General features: G+C 38.5%; 17 protein-coding genes, 1 tRNA gene and 1 rRNA gene. 2 read left to right on the forward strand and 17 right to left on the reverse strand.

All coding sequences use genetic code 11. The features are described 5' to 3' along the window. Positions 1–6 precede the first annotated feature (6 nt). The 7 genes from RYX56_RS19935 to RYX56_RS19965 all read right to left on the reverse strand — a co-directional run bounded on the left by RYX56_RS19935 (position 7) and on the right by RYX56_RS19965 (position 6047). Positions 7–1020: a cytochrome d ubiquinol oxidase subunit II gene (locus tag RYX56_RS19935; protein WP_317123785.1), complete on the reverse strand. Its 1014-nt coding sequence runs from the start codon at positions 1018–1020 to the stop codon at positions 7–9. 14 nt (positions 1021–1034) lie between these two features. Further along, positions 1035–2366 (reverse strand): cytochrome ubiquinol oxidase subunit I, encoded by a 1332-nt coding sequence (locus RYX56_RS19940; RefSeq protein ID WP_317123786.1) that lies wholly within the window; start codon positions 2364–2366, stop codon positions 1035–1037. A gap of 209 nt (positions 2367–2575) precedes the next feature. Beyond that, positions 2576–3982 carry an MDR family MFS transporter gene (locus RYX56_RS19945; protein WP_317123787.1) on the reverse strand — a complete coding sequence of 469 codons (1407 nt, stop codon included), beginning with the start codon at positions 3980–3982 and terminating at the stop codon, positions 2576–2578. Positions 3983–4113: 131 nt separating this feature from the next. Continuing rightward, the gene (locus RYX56_RS19950; protein ID WP_317123788.1) at positions 4114–4281 is read right to left on the reverse strand and encodes a Fur-regulated basic protein FbpA; all 168 of its coding nucleotides are present in this window, start codon (positions 4279–4281) and stop codon (positions 4114–4116) included. 134 nt (positions 4282–4415) lie between these two features. Next, positions 4416–5180: a twin-arginine translocase subunit TatC gene (gene tatC, locus RYX56_RS19955; RefSeq protein WP_317123789.1), complete on the reverse strand. Its 765-nt coding sequence runs from the start codon at positions 5178–5180 to the stop codon at positions 4416–4418. A gap of 17 nt (positions 5181–5197) precedes the next feature. Further along, on the reverse strand, positions 5198–5380 hold the full coding sequence (gene tatAY, locus RYX56_RS19960) for a sec-independent protein translocase protein TatAY (RefSeq protein ID WP_047972965.1): 183 nt from the start codon (positions 5378–5380) through the stop codon (positions 5198–5200). Positions 5381–5411: 31 nt separating this feature from the next. Then, a complete protein-coding gene (locus RYX56_RS19965) occupies positions 5412–6047 on the reverse strand; it encodes a redox-sensing transcriptional repressor Rex (protein WP_317123790.1) in 636 nt (211 codons plus the stop codon). A gap of 237 nt (positions 6048–6284) precedes the next feature. Here RYX56_RS19965 and RYX56_RS19970 point away from each other — a divergent pair, with 237 nt between their 5' ends. Beyond that, the gene (locus tag RYX56_RS19970) at positions 6285–8231 is read left to right on the forward strand and encodes an ABC transporter ATP-binding protein (RefSeq protein ID WP_317123791.1); all 1947 of its coding nucleotides are present in this window, start codon (positions 6285–6287) and stop codon (positions 8229–8231) included. 52 nt (positions 8232–8283) lie between these two features. Here RYX56_RS19970 and RYX56_RS19975 read toward each other — a convergent pair whose 3' ends face one another. From RYX56_RS19975 to rrf, 9 genes are all read right to left on the reverse strand, one after another. Beyond that, positions 8284–8697: a hypothetical protein gene (locus RYX56_RS19975; RefSeq protein WP_317123792.1), complete on the reverse strand. Its 414-nt coding sequence runs from the start codon at positions 8695–8697 to the stop codon at positions 8284–8286. Further along, positions 8681–10882 (reverse strand): glycosyltransferase family protein, encoded by a 2202-nt coding sequence (locus RYX56_RS19980; protein WP_317123793.1) that lies wholly within the window; start codon positions 10880–10882, stop codon positions 8681–8683. Before RYX56_RS19980 ends, RYX56_RS19975 begins: the two co-directional genes overlap by 17 nt. 241 nt (positions 10883–11123) lie before the next feature. Continuing rightward, positions 11124–12140, reverse strand: a complete 1017-nt coding sequence (tsaD, locus tag RYX56_RS19985) for a tRNA (adenosine(37)-N6)-threonylcarbamoyltransferase complex transferase subunit TsaD (protein WP_317123794.1) — start codon at positions 12138–12140, stop codon at positions 11124–11126. Next, positions 12127–12594 carry a ribosomal protein S18-alanine N-acetyltransferase gene (gene rimI, locus RYX56_RS19990; protein ID WP_317123801.1) on the reverse strand — a complete coding sequence of 156 codons (468 nt, stop codon included), beginning with the start codon at positions 12592–12594 and terminating at the stop codon, positions 12127–12129. Before rimI ends, tsaD begins: the two co-directional genes overlap by 14 nt. Beyond that, positions 12587–13303 (reverse strand): tRNA (adenosine(37)-N6)-threonylcarbamoyltransferase complex dimerization subunit type 1 TsaB, encoded by a 717-nt coding sequence (tsaB, locus tag RYX56_RS19995; protein ID WP_317123795.1) that lies wholly within the window; start codon positions 13301–13303, stop codon positions 12587–12589. Before tsaB ends, rimI begins: the two co-directional genes overlap by 8 nt. Beyond that, on the reverse strand, positions 13288–13755 hold the full coding sequence (tsaE, locus tag RYX56_RS20000; RefSeq protein ID WP_317123796.1) for a tRNA (adenosine(37)-N6)-threonylcarbamoyltransferase complex ATPase subunit type 1 TsaE: 468 nt from the start codon (positions 13753–13755) through the stop codon (positions 13288–13290). The genes tsaB and tsaE overlap by 16 nt, the downstream gene beginning before the upstream one ends. Positions 13756–13763: 8 nt before the next feature. Continuing rightward, positions 13764–14750: a thiamine-phosphate kinase gene (thiL, locus tag RYX56_RS20005; RefSeq protein ID WP_317123797.1), complete on the reverse strand. Its 987-nt coding sequence runs from the start codon at positions 14748–14750 to the stop codon at positions 13764–13766. 171 nt (positions 14751–14921) lie between these two features. After that, positions 14922–14995 (reverse strand) — tRNA-Met (locus tag RYX56_RS20010). Positions 14996–15051: 56 nt separating this feature from the next. After that, a 5S ribosomal RNA gene (gene rrf, locus RYX56_RS20015) occupies positions 15052–15167 on the reverse strand. 171 nt (positions 15168–15338) lie between these two features. Here rrf and RYX56_RS20020 point away from each other — a divergent pair. After that, entirely contained in the window at positions 15339–15494 is a 156-nt protein-coding gene (locus RYX56_RS20020; RefSeq protein ID WP_317123798.1) for a hypothetical protein, read from the forward strand. Here RYX56_RS20020 and RYX56_RS20025 read toward each other — a convergent pair. After that, a complete protein-coding gene (locus RYX56_RS20025; RefSeq protein WP_317123802.1) occupies positions 15491–16645 on the reverse strand; it encodes a trans-sulfuration enzyme family protein in 1155 nt (384 codons plus the stop codon). The two genes, RYX56_RS20020 and RYX56_RS20025, sit on opposite strands and share 4 nt — an antisense overlap. Positions 16646–17137 lie beyond the last annotated feature (492 nt).

The raw sequence follows: 17137 nt of genomic DNA on the forward strand, positions 1-17137 counted from the left end.
TCCTCCTTACTTTTTACCTTGCACATATTTGTTATCAAACAAAAATAATCTCATCAATAAATATAAAGAAGGGATCAAGAGAAACAAGCCAGCTATAAAGGCAATAATAAGCGCAATCGCCATTGCCTCGTTTGTGAAACCATCATAGATCGTGAGGTGCGGATATAGAAGATATGGCAAATGAGATGCTCCATATCCATAGAACGCAGTCGCGAACTGTAACATGACAAAGATAAACGAAAGCCCTAAGTTCTTCTCTTTCCAAATATAATACACAGCTCCTAAAAAGAAGAGAAAAGATAAACTAAACATCCAAGCAAGGTCTACCATATTCTCAAAGTGAGTAGGATTATGTTCGTTTAAGGAAAAAAATACAAGTATACTTGCCATGATCGTTGGGAAACTCCAAAATAACGCATATCCACGCAATACTTTAAATGCATCCATATCACGTGCTTTATAAGCATAGAAAGTTAAGAAACAAGCTGAGATATAGAGCACACTTACAATGGCTAGTATGACCACAGTCCAAGAATAAAAGCTTGAAAACAAGGTGGCGTAATCAAGATATACATGGTCCGATTCTACGACAATAAATCCACCTTCAGAAATCGTCAAAACAACTGATAAAGAGGCCGGAATTAATAATCCAGTAGCTCCATATAAAAACTGATAAAACTTACTTCCCTTTTCTCCATAATGATGAAAAGCATAATATGAACCACGTATGGCTAGTAAAATGATAGCAATACTACCTGGAATTAAAAGTGCTGTACCATAATAGTACGCTGTTGATGGGAAGAAACCGACAATCCCAATGAAAAAGAAAACAAGAAACACATTCGTGACTTCCCACACTGGAGATAAATAACGGTTAATGACTTTATTTACAATATGCTCACGGCCTGTGACACTTGAGAAATAGCTGAAAAAACCGGCGCCGAAATCGATCGACGCCACGATTAAATAGCCATAAAGAAAGGTCCACAGAACGGTAATACCTATTAATTCATAATCCATGGTCGCTCTCCTCCCTATTCAATGCCTCGGTTTTTAAGCTCTCGCTCTACCGGATTTGATTTGAACATCATTCGTAAAACTGTAATACATGATACGGTTAAGATTAAATAGAGCAAAATAAACAAGTATAACATCAGATCAACATGTGCAGACGTTGTAGCGCCTTCTGCAGTTGTCATGTACCCCACTAGTATCCATGGCTGGCGACCAATTTCAGCAAAGAACCAACCCATTTCAATAGCAATAACTGATAGCGGTCCCCCTAGTAAGATGGCCCATAACAATAAACGGTTATGTTCATTCCATTTCCGCATGCGTTTGATCACTACATAAGCAATGGAGACGAAAGCTAAAAATATTCCAATCCCTACCATTGCATCAAAGAAGTAATGAACGATTAGTGGTGGTAATTCATCTTGATTAAACTCCTCTAAGCCAATCACTTCAGCAGTTGGAGAACCATGAGCTAAAATACTTAATGCATAAGGAATCTCAAGTGCATATTTTATATTTTGATCTTCATCTAGTACACCACCCAATACAAGAGGTGCCTCTGTCGATGTTTCAAAATGCCACTCTGCAGCCGCTAATTTCTCTGGTTGATATTCGGCTAGATATTTGCCGGATAGATCCCCAATTAAAGCTGTAGCTACTGCAAAGACTGCAGCTACAGTCATTGTAAGATGCAGAGCCTTCTTGTGATAGACGTGATTTTTCCCTCTTAACAGGGCATAAGCAGCAATGGCAGCTAACACAAAGGCTGACGTTAAGTAGGCTGATGATAATACATGTGCCACTTTTGTTGGTGTAGCTGGATTAAACATTGCCGCAATGGGGTTAATATTTGTAATAACACCGTTTTGAATTTCAAACCCTGTTGGTGAATTCATAAATGCATTCACCGTCGTAATGAAAAAACCTGAAGCCGAGGCTCCGATAACAACCGGTATTAATAATAAGAAGTGATGCATCTTGTTCTTGAAGCGATCCCATGTATAAAGATAGATTCCTAGAAAAATCGCTTCAAAGAAGAAGGCAAAGACCTCCATAAACATCGGCAAACTAATCGCATGACCTGCAACTTGCATAAAATTTGGCCATAACAAGCTAAGTTGAAGGCCAATCGCAGTACCTGTTACCACACCTATAGCAACCGTAATGACAAACCCACGTGCCCACCGTCTAGCAAGCAAACGGTAGTGTTCATCATTTTTTTTTATCCCTATCCACTCAGCAAGAGCAATTAATAGTGGTATACCCACCCCAATCGTTGCAAAAATAACGTGATAACCTAAAGTCAGTCCCGTCAAAATACGACTATATAAGACCGGATCGTATTCAATCATCCTATTCCCTCCCCAATTAAAACAAACATTTATCTGCGCCTTTGCTCAATCATTCACATACTTAATTATCTTTTTAAAAAGGTATATGATTACACATTACCATAATGACAAAGGTCGAAACCTATCTTTTTATGACAACTATGTGAAATTGATCACAATATCAAATCTATGAGAAAAAGACCAATTATTTCTAGTCTTTTTCTCATCTTCTATGAAGCTTTTTCAAGTTCTTTCTTAGAACTCTTTTCTAATAAATAGGCGGCAGGAATCGATAAAGCCGTGATGAGACCCACTACAATAAACCCTTCATTAATCGCTTTAAGACTTGCCTCTTCAATCGAGATCGCACCAACCAGTTGGCCCCGTCTCACCTCATAATATATAGAAATAAAAACAATCCCTAACGCCGAACTCATTTGGCGCATCACATTATTCATGGCTGAGCCCCTTGAAATCAATCGATCCGGTATTGCATTCATGCCAGTTGTTGTCGCTGGCATAGTACTAAAACCAGTTCCAACCCCTCTAATGGCCATCATAATAAAGATAAAAAGAAGCGAGGTTTCTAAAGTAAGAAATCCTAAAGCAAATGTTCCAATAGAAAGGATGAGAAGTCCTGTTGTCACGATGCCACCTGCGCCTTTTCGATCCAAGATTCTTCCACCTATCGTCATAAATAAACCCGTTAATAAAGCAGAGGGAAGGAAGATAAGTCCCGTCATAATCGCACTTAGACCATACACTTGTTGAATCAATAGTGGAATTAAAAAGATCCCTGCGAATAAACTGATCGAAGTTGTTCCAGCTATAATGACACTATATGTATAAGCTGGTACACGGAATAGAGATAAATCAAGTAAAGGCTGATCAACGCGCTTTTCAATTTGAATAAATGAAATGAGTAGAATCACACCCGAGAATACGAGACCTATATTAAGAGGCATCAATAAGTGAGTAAGCTCTGACATTCTACCTAAAGCGAGCAGTATCGCACCCACCCCTGCTGTAACCGTTACAAACCCCCATAAATCAAAGTGAACCTTCTTATTAGCAGCAGTCACTGGCAAATATTTAAAGGCAAACCACAAGCCAAGTAAGCCAATCGGGACGTTGCACCAAAACAAGTAATGCCAACTCGTAGTCTCAAGCAAAATGCCACCAACCGTTGGTCCAATCGTAGGAGCCATCATTGCGGCAATTCCCCAGACCCCTGTGGCCATTCCTCGCTCATTTCTAGGGAAGGCCTCAAAGATAAGGGCCATTGAAAGTGGCATCATTATGCCTCCACCAATCCCTTGGAGACCACGAAAGATGATTAACGATGAAAGATTCCAAGAAAAAGAACCGAGGACGGAACCTAATACAAAAATAGCAAGCCCGATACAATACAGCTTTTTTTTACCGAATCGGTCACCTAGATACCCCGTTACAGGGACTGTCATTCCCATTGTTACCATAAAAATAGTAATGACCCACCCAGTACTTACTGCATCTGAATCAAATACTTCCATCAATTTAGGAATTGCTGGGTTTAACATACTATTATTTAAAATCATGGTGAATGAGCCCAGAAGTACGGCTACTACCACCATCCACTTGCTAGATAGTTTCCCCATAATATACACACCATTTCGTCTATCGAAAGATTTTCTTTTATCATAGCATGAATTAAAGATTCATAAATCAAAAAAAGCCCCACAGATACTACTTTTTAAAAGTCACATCCGTTGAGCTTTTCGCCACTTTCTTATATATGTTGATTTTGGCGTTGTTTTAAAGACTGATAAACTCGTTCAATTTCTTGTAATGTTAACTCAAATAATTGACGACCTTGGACTTTATATACACCAAAAGCGATTATCTTTTCAATTAAATTATCCTTTAATTGTTCTGTAGTACTTGATGCCCTATTCATGATTTTCCTCCTTTCTCCACTTGTTAAGTTCCCAATTAAACGTTTGATTAAACAATTTCAATCAGAGATTGTTATGTAAAATTATCGCAAGTCTACAAAAAAGCTGTTAAGCGAATAACGCTTAACAGCTTGACCTACTTCTTATGTTGATTTTTTTCCTCTTCTTCCATTAAACGCTGAGCTCGTAACACCTTTCGATAGGTCAACCTTGATACCCATATACTGAATTCATATAGAAGTAACAGAGGCAACGTAACCATCAAATGACTCAACAGCTCAGGTGGTGTGATAAAGCCGGCGATCACTAGTAATAAAAAGTAAGCCAGTTTTCGCACGCTCGATAAGAAAGCTGGGGTGATCAGACCTAATCTAGTCAAAAACATGACCACTACTGGTAACTGAAACAACAATCCAAATGGCAATGTAATTTGGAACAAAAAAGAAAAGTACTCATTAATTCCGTAATGCTCAGTAATATTCAATCTCTCCGCTAAATCGCTCATAAAATGAATAATAAACGGAAATAAAATGAAATAAGAAAAAGCAATTCCTGTTAGAAATAAAATAAAAGCAATAGGAATATAAGCTAGAGTAGCTTTTTGTTCATTCTCATGCAACCCCGGTCTAATAAAAGCCCATAATTGATATAAAATCACAGGAAAAATAATAATTAGAGCACTTGCAAAGGCAAATGTCATAAAGACTCTAATAGAATCAGTCATCTTAAAAGCATGCATCGATAAATCTTGCGCAGTCGGTGCATTTTGTAGATACGTAATTAACGGTGTGGCTAAAAAGAAGCCGGCAATGAGTGCAATTAGAAAGAATACAACGACGATCATAATCCGACGTCGCAACTCTCCAATATGGTCCATTACCGACATATCACGTGCTTCCATTTATAAACCCTTCCTGCTTAAGCTTGATCTTTAGTTGTTTTCTTTTTATCGTCCTCTTCGTCAGCCAAGCCTTTTGTGGCGTTTTTAAATTCACGCAATGTATTTCCTGCTGCCTTCCCAAGCTCTGGCAGCTTCTTTGGTCCAAAAATCAACAATGCGACAAGTCCAATAATAACAATACTTCCTGCACCTAAACCCATAGGTAGCACCTCCTTGTCCAATCTACTCTTATTATAACGGATAATGCTTCAAAAAATAAACCAATGCCTGTAATTCTACGGATAAGTCTATATGATGAACTCTAACTGAATCTGGAACTGATAACCTTGCTGGAGTAAAGTTCAAAATCCCTTTAATACCTGCATCTACAAGTCGATCAGCAATCTTTTGCGCTGCTTGAGAGGGCACTGTGAGGATGGCTACAGTTACTTCTGGATCTAAAATGTTCTCTAAATCGTCAAGATTGTAAATTTGTACTCCGCCTACTTCCGTGCCAATTTTTTTATCATCAACATCAAAAGCCATCTCGATTTGGGTATTGTTATTTTTTGAGAAGTTGTAATGGAGAAAAGCAGTCCCCAAGTTTCCCACCCCAACTAATATCACTTTCGTTAATTCATTCTGGTCAAGTGTTTCTCTAAAGAAGGAAAGTAAATAATTGACATTGTAGCCATATCCTTTCTTACCAAGAGCTCCAAAATACGAAAAGTCTCGACGAATCGTTGCTGAATCTACTTTCACTGCTTCACTTAGTTCAGTTGATGAAACACGCTGCTTGCCTGATGCATGTAGGTTCTCTAAAAAGCGGTAATAGAGTGGCAATCGTTTTGCTGTTGCTTGAGGAATTTTTGCTTGTTCTGGTTTCAATTAAAATTCCCTCCTCTCCTAGCGTCTCTGTTTAAACGATCTATGGTCCACAAGCACTGTATGATTAGTTCTAATAAGTCATTCTTTTTCAAAATAAGACAAACATTAGTATCATTGTACACCATTTACACTATAATGTAATCGTTTTACGTACTCGTCAATAAGTTGTTGATTAATCCTATATACGTTACACTTAACGAAGAAAACTACTGATATGTAAGGATTGAGGGATACCCCATGATTTTATTACAATGTGTAAACCTTTCAAAATCATTCGGTGCAGAACCGATTTTATCAAACATTAAACTAGAAGTACAAACTGGCGACCGTGTAGCACTAGTAGGCAGAAACGGAGCCGGAAAATCAACTCTCTTAAAAACAATTGCAGGTCAGCTCTCGTTCGATAGTGGGGATATTATCCGTCCTAAAGATGTTGAGATGGGTTATCTCGCACAGGATACAGGACTCGAATCCGGCCTATCTATTTGGGAAGAGATGCTCACCGTCTTTACCCCTCTTATGAAAATGGAAAAAAGACTTAGAGAAATGGAACAGAAAATGTCGGACCCAGATCTATTAAACAACGATACAAATTACAACAAATTATTAGCAGAATATGATCAGTTGCAGTTGGATTTTAAGGATAAGGGTGGCTATCAATACGAAGCCGATATTAGAAGTGTTCTTTCAGGGCTTCATTTTGATTCATTCGATTATAATACAAAGATCTCAACACTAAGTGGGGGGCAAAAAACAAGGCTTGCTTTAGGGAAGCTCCTATTAACGAGACCAGACTTACTTATTTTAGATGAACCTACAAATCATCTCGATATTGAAACGCTAACATGGCTTGAGCAATATCTTCAAGGTTATCCAGGTGCCATCCTTATTGTTTCTCATGACCGTTATTTTCTTGATAAGATTGTGACACAAGTTGTTGAAATTTCACGTACACATTCTAGAAAATATGTAGGTAATTACACTCACTATTTAGAAGAAAAAGCAAAGCGCTATGAGCTTGAGAAAAAACAATATGAAAAACAGCAAGGTGAAGTCGCTAAATTAGAAGATTTCGTTCAGCGTAATATTGCTCGTGCGTCTACTACTAAAAGGGCGCAAAGTCGTCGTAAGCAACTTGAAAAAATGAATAGACTTGACCGACCTGAAGGAGATGAAAAATCCGCTTATTTCTCTTTTCAAATTGAACGACAAAGCGGAAATGAAGTTTTACGCATTGACAATTTAGAAGTACAGTACGGCGAAGAGGCTATTTTCTCTAATCTTAAACTTGATTTGAATCGGGAGGAAAGTGTCGCCTTGATCGGTCCAAACGGCGCTGGTAAATCAACCATTTTAAAAGCCATTACGAAGCAAATTCCTTATACAAATGGAACAATTCGATTTGGAAGCAACGTTGTAGTTGGCTATTATGACCAAGAACAAACAAAGCTCAAATCGAATAAATTAGTCCTTCACGAATTATGGGATGACCATACATTGCTACCTGAAAAAGAAATCAGAACCGTTCTTGGTAACTTTCTCTTTTCAGGCGATGATGTTTTAAAGCCTGTATCAGCTTTAAGTGGAGGAGAGAAAGCTCGTCTCGCTTTAGCAAAATTAATGATGCAAAAAGCAAATTTACTGATACTAGATGAGCCAACAAACCATTTAGACCTTGATGCAAAAGAAGTGCTTGAAGCAGCTTTAATCAACTATCCTGGTACCCTTCTTTTCGTTTCACATGATCGCTATTTCCTAAATCGACTTGCTACAAGAGTATGTGAATTAGACAATGGACAAGTAACGGATTATTTAGGTGACTATGATTATTACCTAGAGAAAAAAGAAGAAAATCGTCAGAGGCTTTTGTTAAAAGAAAAAGAAGAACAAGTACAGTCATCTTCACATGCTTCTGACCCTACTCAAGGAAAAACGGACAAACAATCTTTTGCACAGGATAAAGAAGTAAAACGTCAAGAGCGTCAACGCTTACGTCGTATTGAAGAAATCGAGACAAAGATTGAAGATCTCGAAACAAACCTTGCGACACAAGAGGAAGCACTATGTGATCCTGAGATTTACTCAGACCATGAACAAGCCCAATCGATTCAACAAGAAATAGATCACCACAAACTTTCAATTGAGCAGTTAATGGCAGAATGGGAAGAATTGCAATCAGAATAAGAAATCATAAAAAAAGATCAAAGGCATTCATTTAGTGAATGCCTTTGATCTTTTAATTTTTTTTACTGATCTCTTCTTCTTCATCTTGTGGTCTAGACTTACGATCAAGATTCCATTTGATAAACGCGTAGACAACAAAAATCCACAATACAGGATGAGTGATGCTTAACCCAACTTGAGATTCTCCACCAAAGTAGGTGAAAAGAGCAATTAAACCAATCACATAAAAAATAAAAAACAAATCATGCTCCCATATTGGTATTCCTTGTCTTCTTCTTTTATCACGTGGGATCATTACTTCAGCTGCCACAGCAAAACCAAAACCTACTAATAGTAAGAAAAAGGTTCCCCTACCTCCTAAACCACCGTTAACCAAATGAGGAAAGTAGTCCAGTAATAAACCAACCGCTAAGACGACGAGCACCCCTATACGTAGCATTCGTGCTCGTTTAATTTTTTTCTCCAATCTCATGCTCCCCTTTTTGCTTATGTTCCAATAACCAATAATAATGAATAGATACGACACAAAACATGGACGTTGCCGCAGCGACAACTCCAGAATCATTTAATAAAAGCAGAGCAATTGATGCAGTCACTCCCGTTTGGAGGATTAATGCATGGATCTGATACTTTTTTAATAATATCTTTCTAAAAAGCATGACCATCACAACTACATAACTGGTCACAAATAATTGTGTCCAATTTGAATGCCTGAATATCTTCCAATTCATCGTCAACTTCCGCTCCATTGTATTAAAAATGTAGGTGAAATCACCTTCAAGTAAACGATTAAACCCTGCCCCAATATGTGTTTTGTTTCCAGTTAATTGTAGCATATATAAAAAGAAAAACAGCAATAAGACTGAAATCACTCCGAGTAAAATCACGCGTACAAAAGAAAGCCTCAAATTCAATAGCCGGTAGAGGAAAATTGAGTAGGCAATTCCCGCAGATATTGTAGCCCCAGCATTGGTACCGAACTCACTGTGCCCTAACAGTATAAGTTGGATAAGCATAACGAAACTCACAGATAAAACAATCCAACTTTTTTTCGAAGAATTTACACTGCTTAAAAATGCTAATCCAGCAATAATATATACTCCAGCATACTCATTTCCAATCCCATAATACCTTGCCCCAATAATAGGATCATAGCCAAGATAAGAGCGCTGCATAAAAGGTGTGCCTAGTACTAAATCCAAGGAAATGAAAAAAAATAACAATCCTCCTATAATCGAAATCGAATAGGTTCCCATACGATTGACCAAGTATCCACAAGCTAGTGAAGTGATTAAAACAAAAAGAACAAATCCAGCAACCCCAGTGTGGATAAGTAGTTTTGCCCCTATCAAAAAAGGTAATGGCGAGCAAAGTGCAGATAGAATAATGACTTTTAATGCATTGCGCCCCAGAAATTGAGGACTTTTAAAAATCATTAACCCTCCTGCTGTTATTAACAACAATACAAGGGTAGTGATATATGTAGAAAGCACGTTTGCCCGTGTTTTGTATATAAATGTTAATTCGTCTACATGATCAAAGACAACTGCCTTATCAAGCTGTTCCTGTTCATTAATGATGATGTTATTACCGGGTAACTTAGATGGTACATCTAACCCAAAGTGAGAAAGGATTGATGGCACAATATCAATATTGCTCAGAAGAAATGATTGATTTGTCGTAACTGAATGGATATACCCACCTTTATCTTTGTGCCAAATATAAAGAGGGGCTAACTGTTGCTTATTATCATAGGCTTCTTTATTCATCATCGGCGAGAGTAGCCATATCTCTCCGTTATCTTTCTTCACAAGCCGTGCGATAAATGCTTCTAAGCGTTTTAATTGGTGCATTCTCTCTTTTTTAAAATGACTTTGATCCATCCACACTCTTTGTTCATACAAACGATAAAGATCTCCCCATTCAATGACAAGTAATCCATCTTTGTTGATGAACTGTTGATAAAGTAGTTCAGAGTCCATCTGCATCCCAAAAGCTGATTTTTGATTGCTCTCAACCGATGATGCAATCGCACCATCTATTATTCCTTTTGAATCAATAGCTAGTAGCGACCCATATCTAACCTTCTGCTGGTTTGTATCACTGTGACCTAGTACAAACCTATTAATATTTGCCGCGTCTAATAAGTCCCCAAGGCTCCCTATTTGCGCTTGATGTGTTGACTGTTGATTTTTATCCACTAAACGGTGAAATAGTGGATGCACCAATCCATAAGAAGCAGAGACCCCATTTAACTGCATAAGTAATTGATTGGCGGTTACATTCTGCTCGACCATTTCATCTATTTCATAACTATTCCATTCTTGGATACCGACCGCTCTCCCACCACTCCCCAAACTTACCATGTTATTTAAATAGGAGTATGGTCCATCTGGTTTAACGTTCACGGCACCTAAGGCAGCATTTTGCCAAAGCTGTTGATTCTCTCCATGCTCCCACAGTAGTTCAGCGTCTTCAAAAGAAAGACTAGGTACAAGAATTACGGTTAACTTAGGGTCTGTGTGCGCTGATACTGGGATATGAACAAGGAGAACTATAACTAGTAATAACCAACTTACTCTCTTCCACATAACAATCAGCCTTTTCGTATAATTTTCTGACATATCCACACTATTCACAGGTTTATACACAGGCAAAACCCCTATTAATAAAGGATTTAAGTGTAAATCCACATTAATGAACAATTTATCCACAACTGAAGTTAATAACAGCTTGACCCTTAATACAACGTATCTTTTTAAAGTTATCCACTTTATCCACATATTTGTTAGTAAATCCTATGGATAAAAATAGATATCGCTTACAAACAGAAAAAACCACTTAATGGTAGCATTTGCTTCAGTAAGTGGTTTTAAACCTTAAATTTAAAAGCTATTGGTTCTCTAAATCAAGCCCAGGATTTCCGTTCAAATCATATGCTGCAAACTTCTTTTGCTTAAACTTTATACTGGCGGCTGCTCCAATCATTGCAGCATTATCTGTGCATAAGTTTAATGGAGGAATTAATAATTCAACCTCAGATGGTTCAAACACTCGCTGCAGTTCAGATCTCAGCCCTTTATTAGCAGCAACTCCCCCTGCTAACAGCACTTGGGCAACCCGATACTGTTCTTGGGCTTTTTTTGTTTTGGTTACTAGGACCTCTATAACACTCTCTTGAAAGCTAGCAGCAAGATCTTCAGGTATAACTTCCTCACCACGCTGTTTCTTATTATGCAAGTTATTAATAACGGAAGATTTAAGACCGCTAAAGCTAAAATCAAAACTATCTTGCTCTAACCAAGCTCGAGGTAAATCATAGGTTGGCTTTCCTTCATGTGCCAGCTTATCAATATGAGGTCCCCCAGGATAAGGTAAACCTAATGTCCGAGCTACTTTATCGTAAGCTTCTCCGACTGCATCGTCCCTTGTTTCACCGATAATTTCAAATGAACCGTTTTTCTCCATATAAACAAGCTCCGTATGTCCCCCTGATACGACCAATGTAAGGAGAGGAAATTGTAATTTGTGGACAAGTTGATTTGCATAAATATGGCCTGCTATATGATGCACTCCAATTAAAGGGAGGTCATGAGCAAACGCAATTGCTTTTGCAGCATTAACACCGATTAATAAAGCGCCCACTAATCCTGGTCCCTCTGTAACAGCTACAGCAGAGAGATCTTGAAACGTAACTTCTGCTTCCTTCATCGCTTCTTCAATAATGAGTGTTATTTGCTCTACATGATGTCTTGAAGCAATTTCAGGGACCACTCCCCCAAATCGCTTGTGGCTCTCGATTTGAGAAGAAACAATATTACTAAGGATCTCTTCCCCATTTTTTATGACAGCAGCAGACGTCTCATCACAGCTTGTTTCTATCGCTAAAATTAACTCATTGTTCTTCATTTATATTCACCCACATGACCATTGCGTCTTCTTGATTGTCTGTATAGTAATTCTTACGGATTCCACCTGGTTGAAACCCCAGTTTTTTATATAATCCTTGAGCTACATTGTTACTAACTCTTACTTCTAATGATAGATGCCTAGCACCCATTTCTTTTGCGTATGTCATTGCATAGGTAAGCAGTTCCTCCCCACGCTTTTGTCCCCTAGCTGAGGTATGGACGGCTATATTTGTAATTTGAGCATCTTCCCCAATTACCCACAAGCCACAATAGCCAATGACCTCTCCTTCAACCTCACAGACAAAATAATGAGCAAACTTATTAGCATGTAATTCATTTATAAAAACAGATGGTTTCCAGGGAGTAGGAAAGGCATCCTCTTCTACTTGGAAAACTGCTTCAATGTCCTCGATTGTCATTAAACGGATGATCGACTTTGCTTGCTCAATCATTTGACTCACGCGCCTTTTCCTGCTCACTTTGCCACTTTGCTTCCGCTTCAGCTAGCCTTAGATAACGTGGCACAAAGGTGTGAACCGATTGTACTGCTTCTTTTTCATAACCTAAAGCAGCAAGTTCGCCACCTCGAGGTAAGCTCATCGCATGAGGCGCAAATACAGCCTGATCACCCAAGACTACACGTATTTCCTCGCTATGTAGGTCAAGGTCTTGTCCCACAAACAAGATTGGGCCATCTAATTCTTTTAATTGTTCAAGCCATTCTCCTAGCATTCTTAGCCGATCTTCATGTATTTCAACCATCCGATTGTGTACACTTTTATAGAGAGAAGTGAACACTTGTCCCCGTCTCGCATCAACAATCGGTACGGTGTAGCCGTTAAAATAGCGTCCTGTTTGCACCATCAACTCTAAACTCGACACCCCAACAAGTGGGATATTTAAGGACCAAGCTAAGCTCTTGGCAGTTGTAACTGCAATACGAACACCAGTGTACGAGCCTGGGCCCTCCGCTACTACTATTCGTTCTAATTGGTTTGCTGATATCCCTACATCCTTCATTAATTGATCAATAGCTGGCATTAAGCGTAGAGAGTGGTTTTTTTTAATGTTGGTTGTGACTTCACCAATGATTTTCTTCTCGGCTGAGATCGCTAAAGTCAATACGTATGAAGATGTATCAATTGCTAATGTGTAGCCCATTGTGCTAACTCCTTACTTAGTTGTTCGTAACGATTACCTAGAGAGGTGAATTGAATTTCTCTAGTCGTCTCTCCCGTATGTTTTATGACAATTTCCAAACGATGCTTCGGTAGTTGTTCATGAATGATACTTGCCCATTCTATGACGGAGACACCTTCTCCTTCAAAATATTCCTCTAACCCAAGCTCTTCATCGCCTTCATTTAATCGATAGACATCCATATGATATAACGGGATTCTACCCATATATTCTTTAATAATAGTAAATGTGGGACTACTAACTACACGCTTTACTCCAAGACCTTTGGCTAGACCTTTCGTGAAGCTAGTCTTTCCAGCACCTAAATCGCCTTCTAGAGTTAAGACGTCTCCAGGCTGAACGATCTCTCCTAATTTCTTAGCTAACTCCGATGTCTCCTCAGGAGTGCTTGTATTCATTGTCCATTTATTCATCTGATCACCTATTTAGAAAAATGATTATAGCCTTTTTTTAATAATTTAATTTGTTCATCTGCTCTTTTTAAATAAACAGAGCCTTCACCTTCATTCACTTCTCCAATACTAGTGAGCAAAATATCACTCTCACTACACTTTTTCTTGAGTGCTTCAAAGTGTTCGGAAGCCACAGTCCCTATAAGCTGAAAATCCTCTCCACCATATAAAGCAAAATCAAGCTTCTTACTAACTAATCCATTATTTAAAAAAGGATGGTAAGGGAGTTTATCTGGATCAATTGTAAGTTTTACCTGACTCGCTTCTGCTATCTCATTCGCTTCACTAGCCACTCCATCACTCACATCGTTTAATGAAAGACGAAAGTTTGATTGAGCTAAAATTCTTCCTGCTTCAATTTGTGGTTGCGGTTCTTGATGGGCTAAAGTAAGTTTTTCTTCTTCCTTAGAGAAATCGGCTTTTCTCCCATACTCAAGTAATAAAGCAAGCCCAGCAGCTGAACCTCCTACATAGCCTGTAAGAAAGACCGTATCTCCTATTTGTGCATTAGAACGAAGCAGTCTTCTTCTTGCTTCCACTCTTCCAATAACGGTCACTGTAATGACTAGACCTTCTTTAGTTGAAACAGTATCTCCACCAATTAAATCAGTCTGATACTTATTTGCTAAATCATTCATACCTTTATAAACAGCTTCTAGTTCTTCCTCAGTCCATTGTGGAGATATTGCAATTGATACCAAAAAATAATGGGGAATGGCCCCCATTGCAGCTAAATCACTCAGATTAACTGCTAAGGCTTTTTTACCTATTTGATAAGGACTAAGCGTATTCTTGGTAAAATGAACACCCTCGACCATTGTATCCACACAGACAACCTCATCGTATTGTGTAGATCCACTATAGATTGCAGCGTCATCCCCAATTCCAACGTTCAAAGAAGGTTGATGAATCTGTTTTGGAGTGATGCTTGATATAAATGAAAACTCATCTTTCATTTTAACCCTCCTGAATACATCTCCTACAAAAAACCTTAGGATTGATGTTCCTAAGGTTATCTGTATTAGTTTAGCTGAAATGATAAGCGATGTGCAAGCTATTATAGACAAGCTAATCATTCGTTATAACAGAAAAAGCCGGAACATATTAGTTCCGACTTCTTCTTGGTATTGCGGGAGGAGGATTTGAACCTCCGACCTTCGGGTTATGAGCCCGACGAGCTACCAGACTGCTCCATCCCGCGACGCTATAATGTTAGTATAAACAAACAACCCAGATCTTATTCAGAAAAAATTGTTTGCCTGGCAACGTCCTACTCTCACAGGGGGAAGCCCCCAACTACCATCGGCGCAAAAGAGCTTAACGACCGTGTTCGGCATGGGAACGGGTGTGACCTCTTTGCTATCGCCACCAGACTTTGTTTGTCTCTCTAAGACATATATAAATATACCACACCAAAAAATACATTGCAAGTGCTTTTTATTTCTTTTTTAAACATTCTTTTATTGCACTATAGTTTGGCCCTCCATTATTCTATATAAAATATCTTTTATGTATGTTTATGTTACTACCTATAGGAGGAACCTATGAAAAAGAGAATGTATGAGGCGCTTCGTATTATGACCCTTTCTCCTATTGCCTTACTATTAACCATCTTATTTCTGCCTATTCTCCTAGCCACAGATAATATCCCGCTACTGCAGCAAATGTTTGACTATCTAAACCAAACCAAAAACCTTTAAAGGTTTTTGGTTTGGGCCTTTTCAATAGCTTGAGTAAAAGCTTCAATAATATCAAGCTCGTCTTCAATACCGACTGAAATTCGTACAAGCTGTTTGCCAATCCCTAAATCAACTCGAAGATGATCTGGAATCGTTCGATGAGATGTACGCAATGGGTAAGAAACAGTTGTTTCTACTCCAGCTAATGTTGGAGCAATTTTAACCCAGCTTAACTCCTTAAAAAAGGTTTCAATATTAACCTCATCTGCTAAATCAATACTAACCATGGCCCCATTTCCTCTTTCTGAGACACTCTTTGGATAATAGACCTTACTTACTGCTGAATATTCACTTAGCTTATGAGCAAGCTTTGCTGCATTCTCACATTGTCTTTGCATTCGTAAACTTAATGTTTTCATTCCTCTGCATCCAAGCCACGCCTCAAATGGTGTTAAATTGCAACCTAATGTGACAACTTTAGATTTAGCTTTTTTAATAAGCTCTTCTTTACCCACTAATACACCTGCATTTACATCACTGTGTCCTCCAATATATTTTGTTGCACTATGTACAATCAGATCCGCACCTTGTTCTGTAGGTTTTAGTAAATAAGGTGTAGCAAAGGTGTTATCAATCATTGAATAGATGTGATGTTTTTTAGCAAGTGCAATTACGCCATCTAGATCTTCAACTCTAAGCAAAGGATTTGTAATTGACTCTGTATAAATAAGTACTGTTTTATCTGAAAGAGCAGCTTCTACTTTTTTTAAATCAGTAAAGGACACAAAGCTTACCTCTATCCCCATGTTGGGTAGTTCTTGTTCAAATAGCTGATAAGTACCTCCATACAAATCTTCAGACGCTAGTACATGGTCACCTTCCTTAGCCACAGCTAAAATTCCTGCTAGGATTGCAGCCATTCCAGATGAAGTAGCAACGCCGTCTTCCGCTCCCTCTAGAAGAGCTACACCAATTCCCAGATCATCGGTATTTGGATTACTGTACCTTGAATATAGATAACTTTTTTCGCCTTCATAAAAGCTTTCCATATCATCGAGGTCTGTAAACGTAAATGCTGTAGTTTGATAAATAGGCTTAGCTTTACTTACATGATAAGCCGCCTCTTTTTTTTGGAAATGAACTGTTTGTGTGTTAAATTGTTTTTCACGCATAATCTCCAACTCCTCTTTCTCTAGGTCAATACTCTCTTTATCTAGTAATAACTTTAACACATTATCGCATCATAAACCTTCAAATAGTATGAATAATTCGATTTTATCCTTCGGACTAGTAAGCTCTATCGCGCCTTTATACTCTTTATACATCAAAAAAACCATTCCGATTAGGAATGGTTTTAGGTGCCTAGCAACGTCCTGGCTCATTCTTTCTCTTCTACGGGGATGGGTTTCATGCCGCTCTGCTCCACAGCTTTTCACGTAGCTTTACGAAGAGAAAGAACTCGTCTCACAGGGGGAAAGCACAAGGTTTCTCATAGAAGCTTTTTCACGGCGAATTCTACGAAGTAATCAAAGAAGTTGCTGTTCCTTCGTACCAGTAAGCTCTTTAGTGCCTTCTCTACTCTTTATGCATCAAAAAAACCATTCCTTATCGGAATGGTTTTAGGTGCCTGGCAACGTCCTACTCTCACAGGGGGAAGCCCCCAA

Source organism: Alkalihalophilus lindianensis (genome assembly GCF_032843265.1).
In the GTDB taxonomy this organism is placed as follows: Bacteria; Bacillota; Bacilli; order Bacillales; family Bacillaceae_D; genus Alkalihalophilus; species Alkalihalophilus lindianensis.

Excerpts from the sequence above, each read along its gene's own strand:
- RYX56_RS19935 (WP_317123785.1), bottom strand. The coding sequence starts at position 1,020 with ATGGATTATGAATTAATAGGTATTACCGTTCTGTGGACCTTTCTTTAT.
- tsaB (WP_317123795.1), bottom strand. The coding sequence starts at position 13,303 with ATGGGCTACACATTAGCAATTGATACATCTTCATACGTATTGACTTTA.
- thiL (WP_317123797.1), bottom strand. The coding sequence starts at position 14,750 with ATGAAAGATGAGTTTTCATTTATATCAAGCATCACTCCAAAACAGATT.
- tatAY (WP_047972965.1), bottom strand. The coding sequence starts at position 5,380 with ATGGGTTTAGGTGCAGGAAGTATTGTTATTATTGGACTTGTCGCATTG.
- RYX56_RS20025 (WP_317123802.1), bottom strand. The coding sequence starts at position 16,645 with ATGCGTGAAAAACAATTTAACACACAAACAGTTCATTTCCAAAAAAAA.
- RYX56_RS19950 (WP_317123788.1), bottom strand. The coding sequence starts at position 4,281 with ATGAATAGGGCATCAAGTACTACAGAACAATTAAAGGATAATTTAATT.
- tsaE (WP_317123796.1), bottom strand. The coding sequence starts at position 13,755 with ATGAATAAATGGACAATGAATACAAGCACTCCTGAGGAGACATCGGAG.
- RYX56_RS19940 (WP_317123786.1), bottom strand. The coding sequence starts at position 2,366 with ATGATTGAATACGATCCGGTCTTATATAGTCGTATTTTGACGGGACTG.
- rimI (WP_317123801.1), bottom strand. The coding sequence starts at position 12,594 with ATGATTGAGCAAGCAAAGTCGATCATCCGTTTAATGACAATCGAGGAC.
- RYX56_RS19945 (WP_317123787.1), bottom strand. The coding sequence starts at position 3,982 with ATGGGGAAACTATCTAGCAAGTGGATGGTGGTAGTAGCCGTACTTCTG.
- RYX56_RS19970 (WP_317123791.1), top strand. The coding sequence starts at position 6,285 with ATGATTTTATTACAATGTGTAAACCTTTCAAAATCATTCGGTGCAGAA.
- RYX56_RS20020 (WP_317123798.1), top strand. The coding sequence starts at position 15,339 with ATGAAAAAGAGAATGTATGAGGCGCTTCGTATTATGACCCTTTCTCCT.
- tsaD (WP_317123794.1), bottom strand. The coding sequence starts at position 12,140 with ATGAAGAACAATGAGTTAATTTTAGCGATAGAAACAAGCTGTGATGAG.
- tatC (WP_317123789.1), bottom strand. The coding sequence starts at position 5,180 with ATGGAAGCACGTGATATGTCGGTAATGGACCATATTGGAGAGTTGCGA.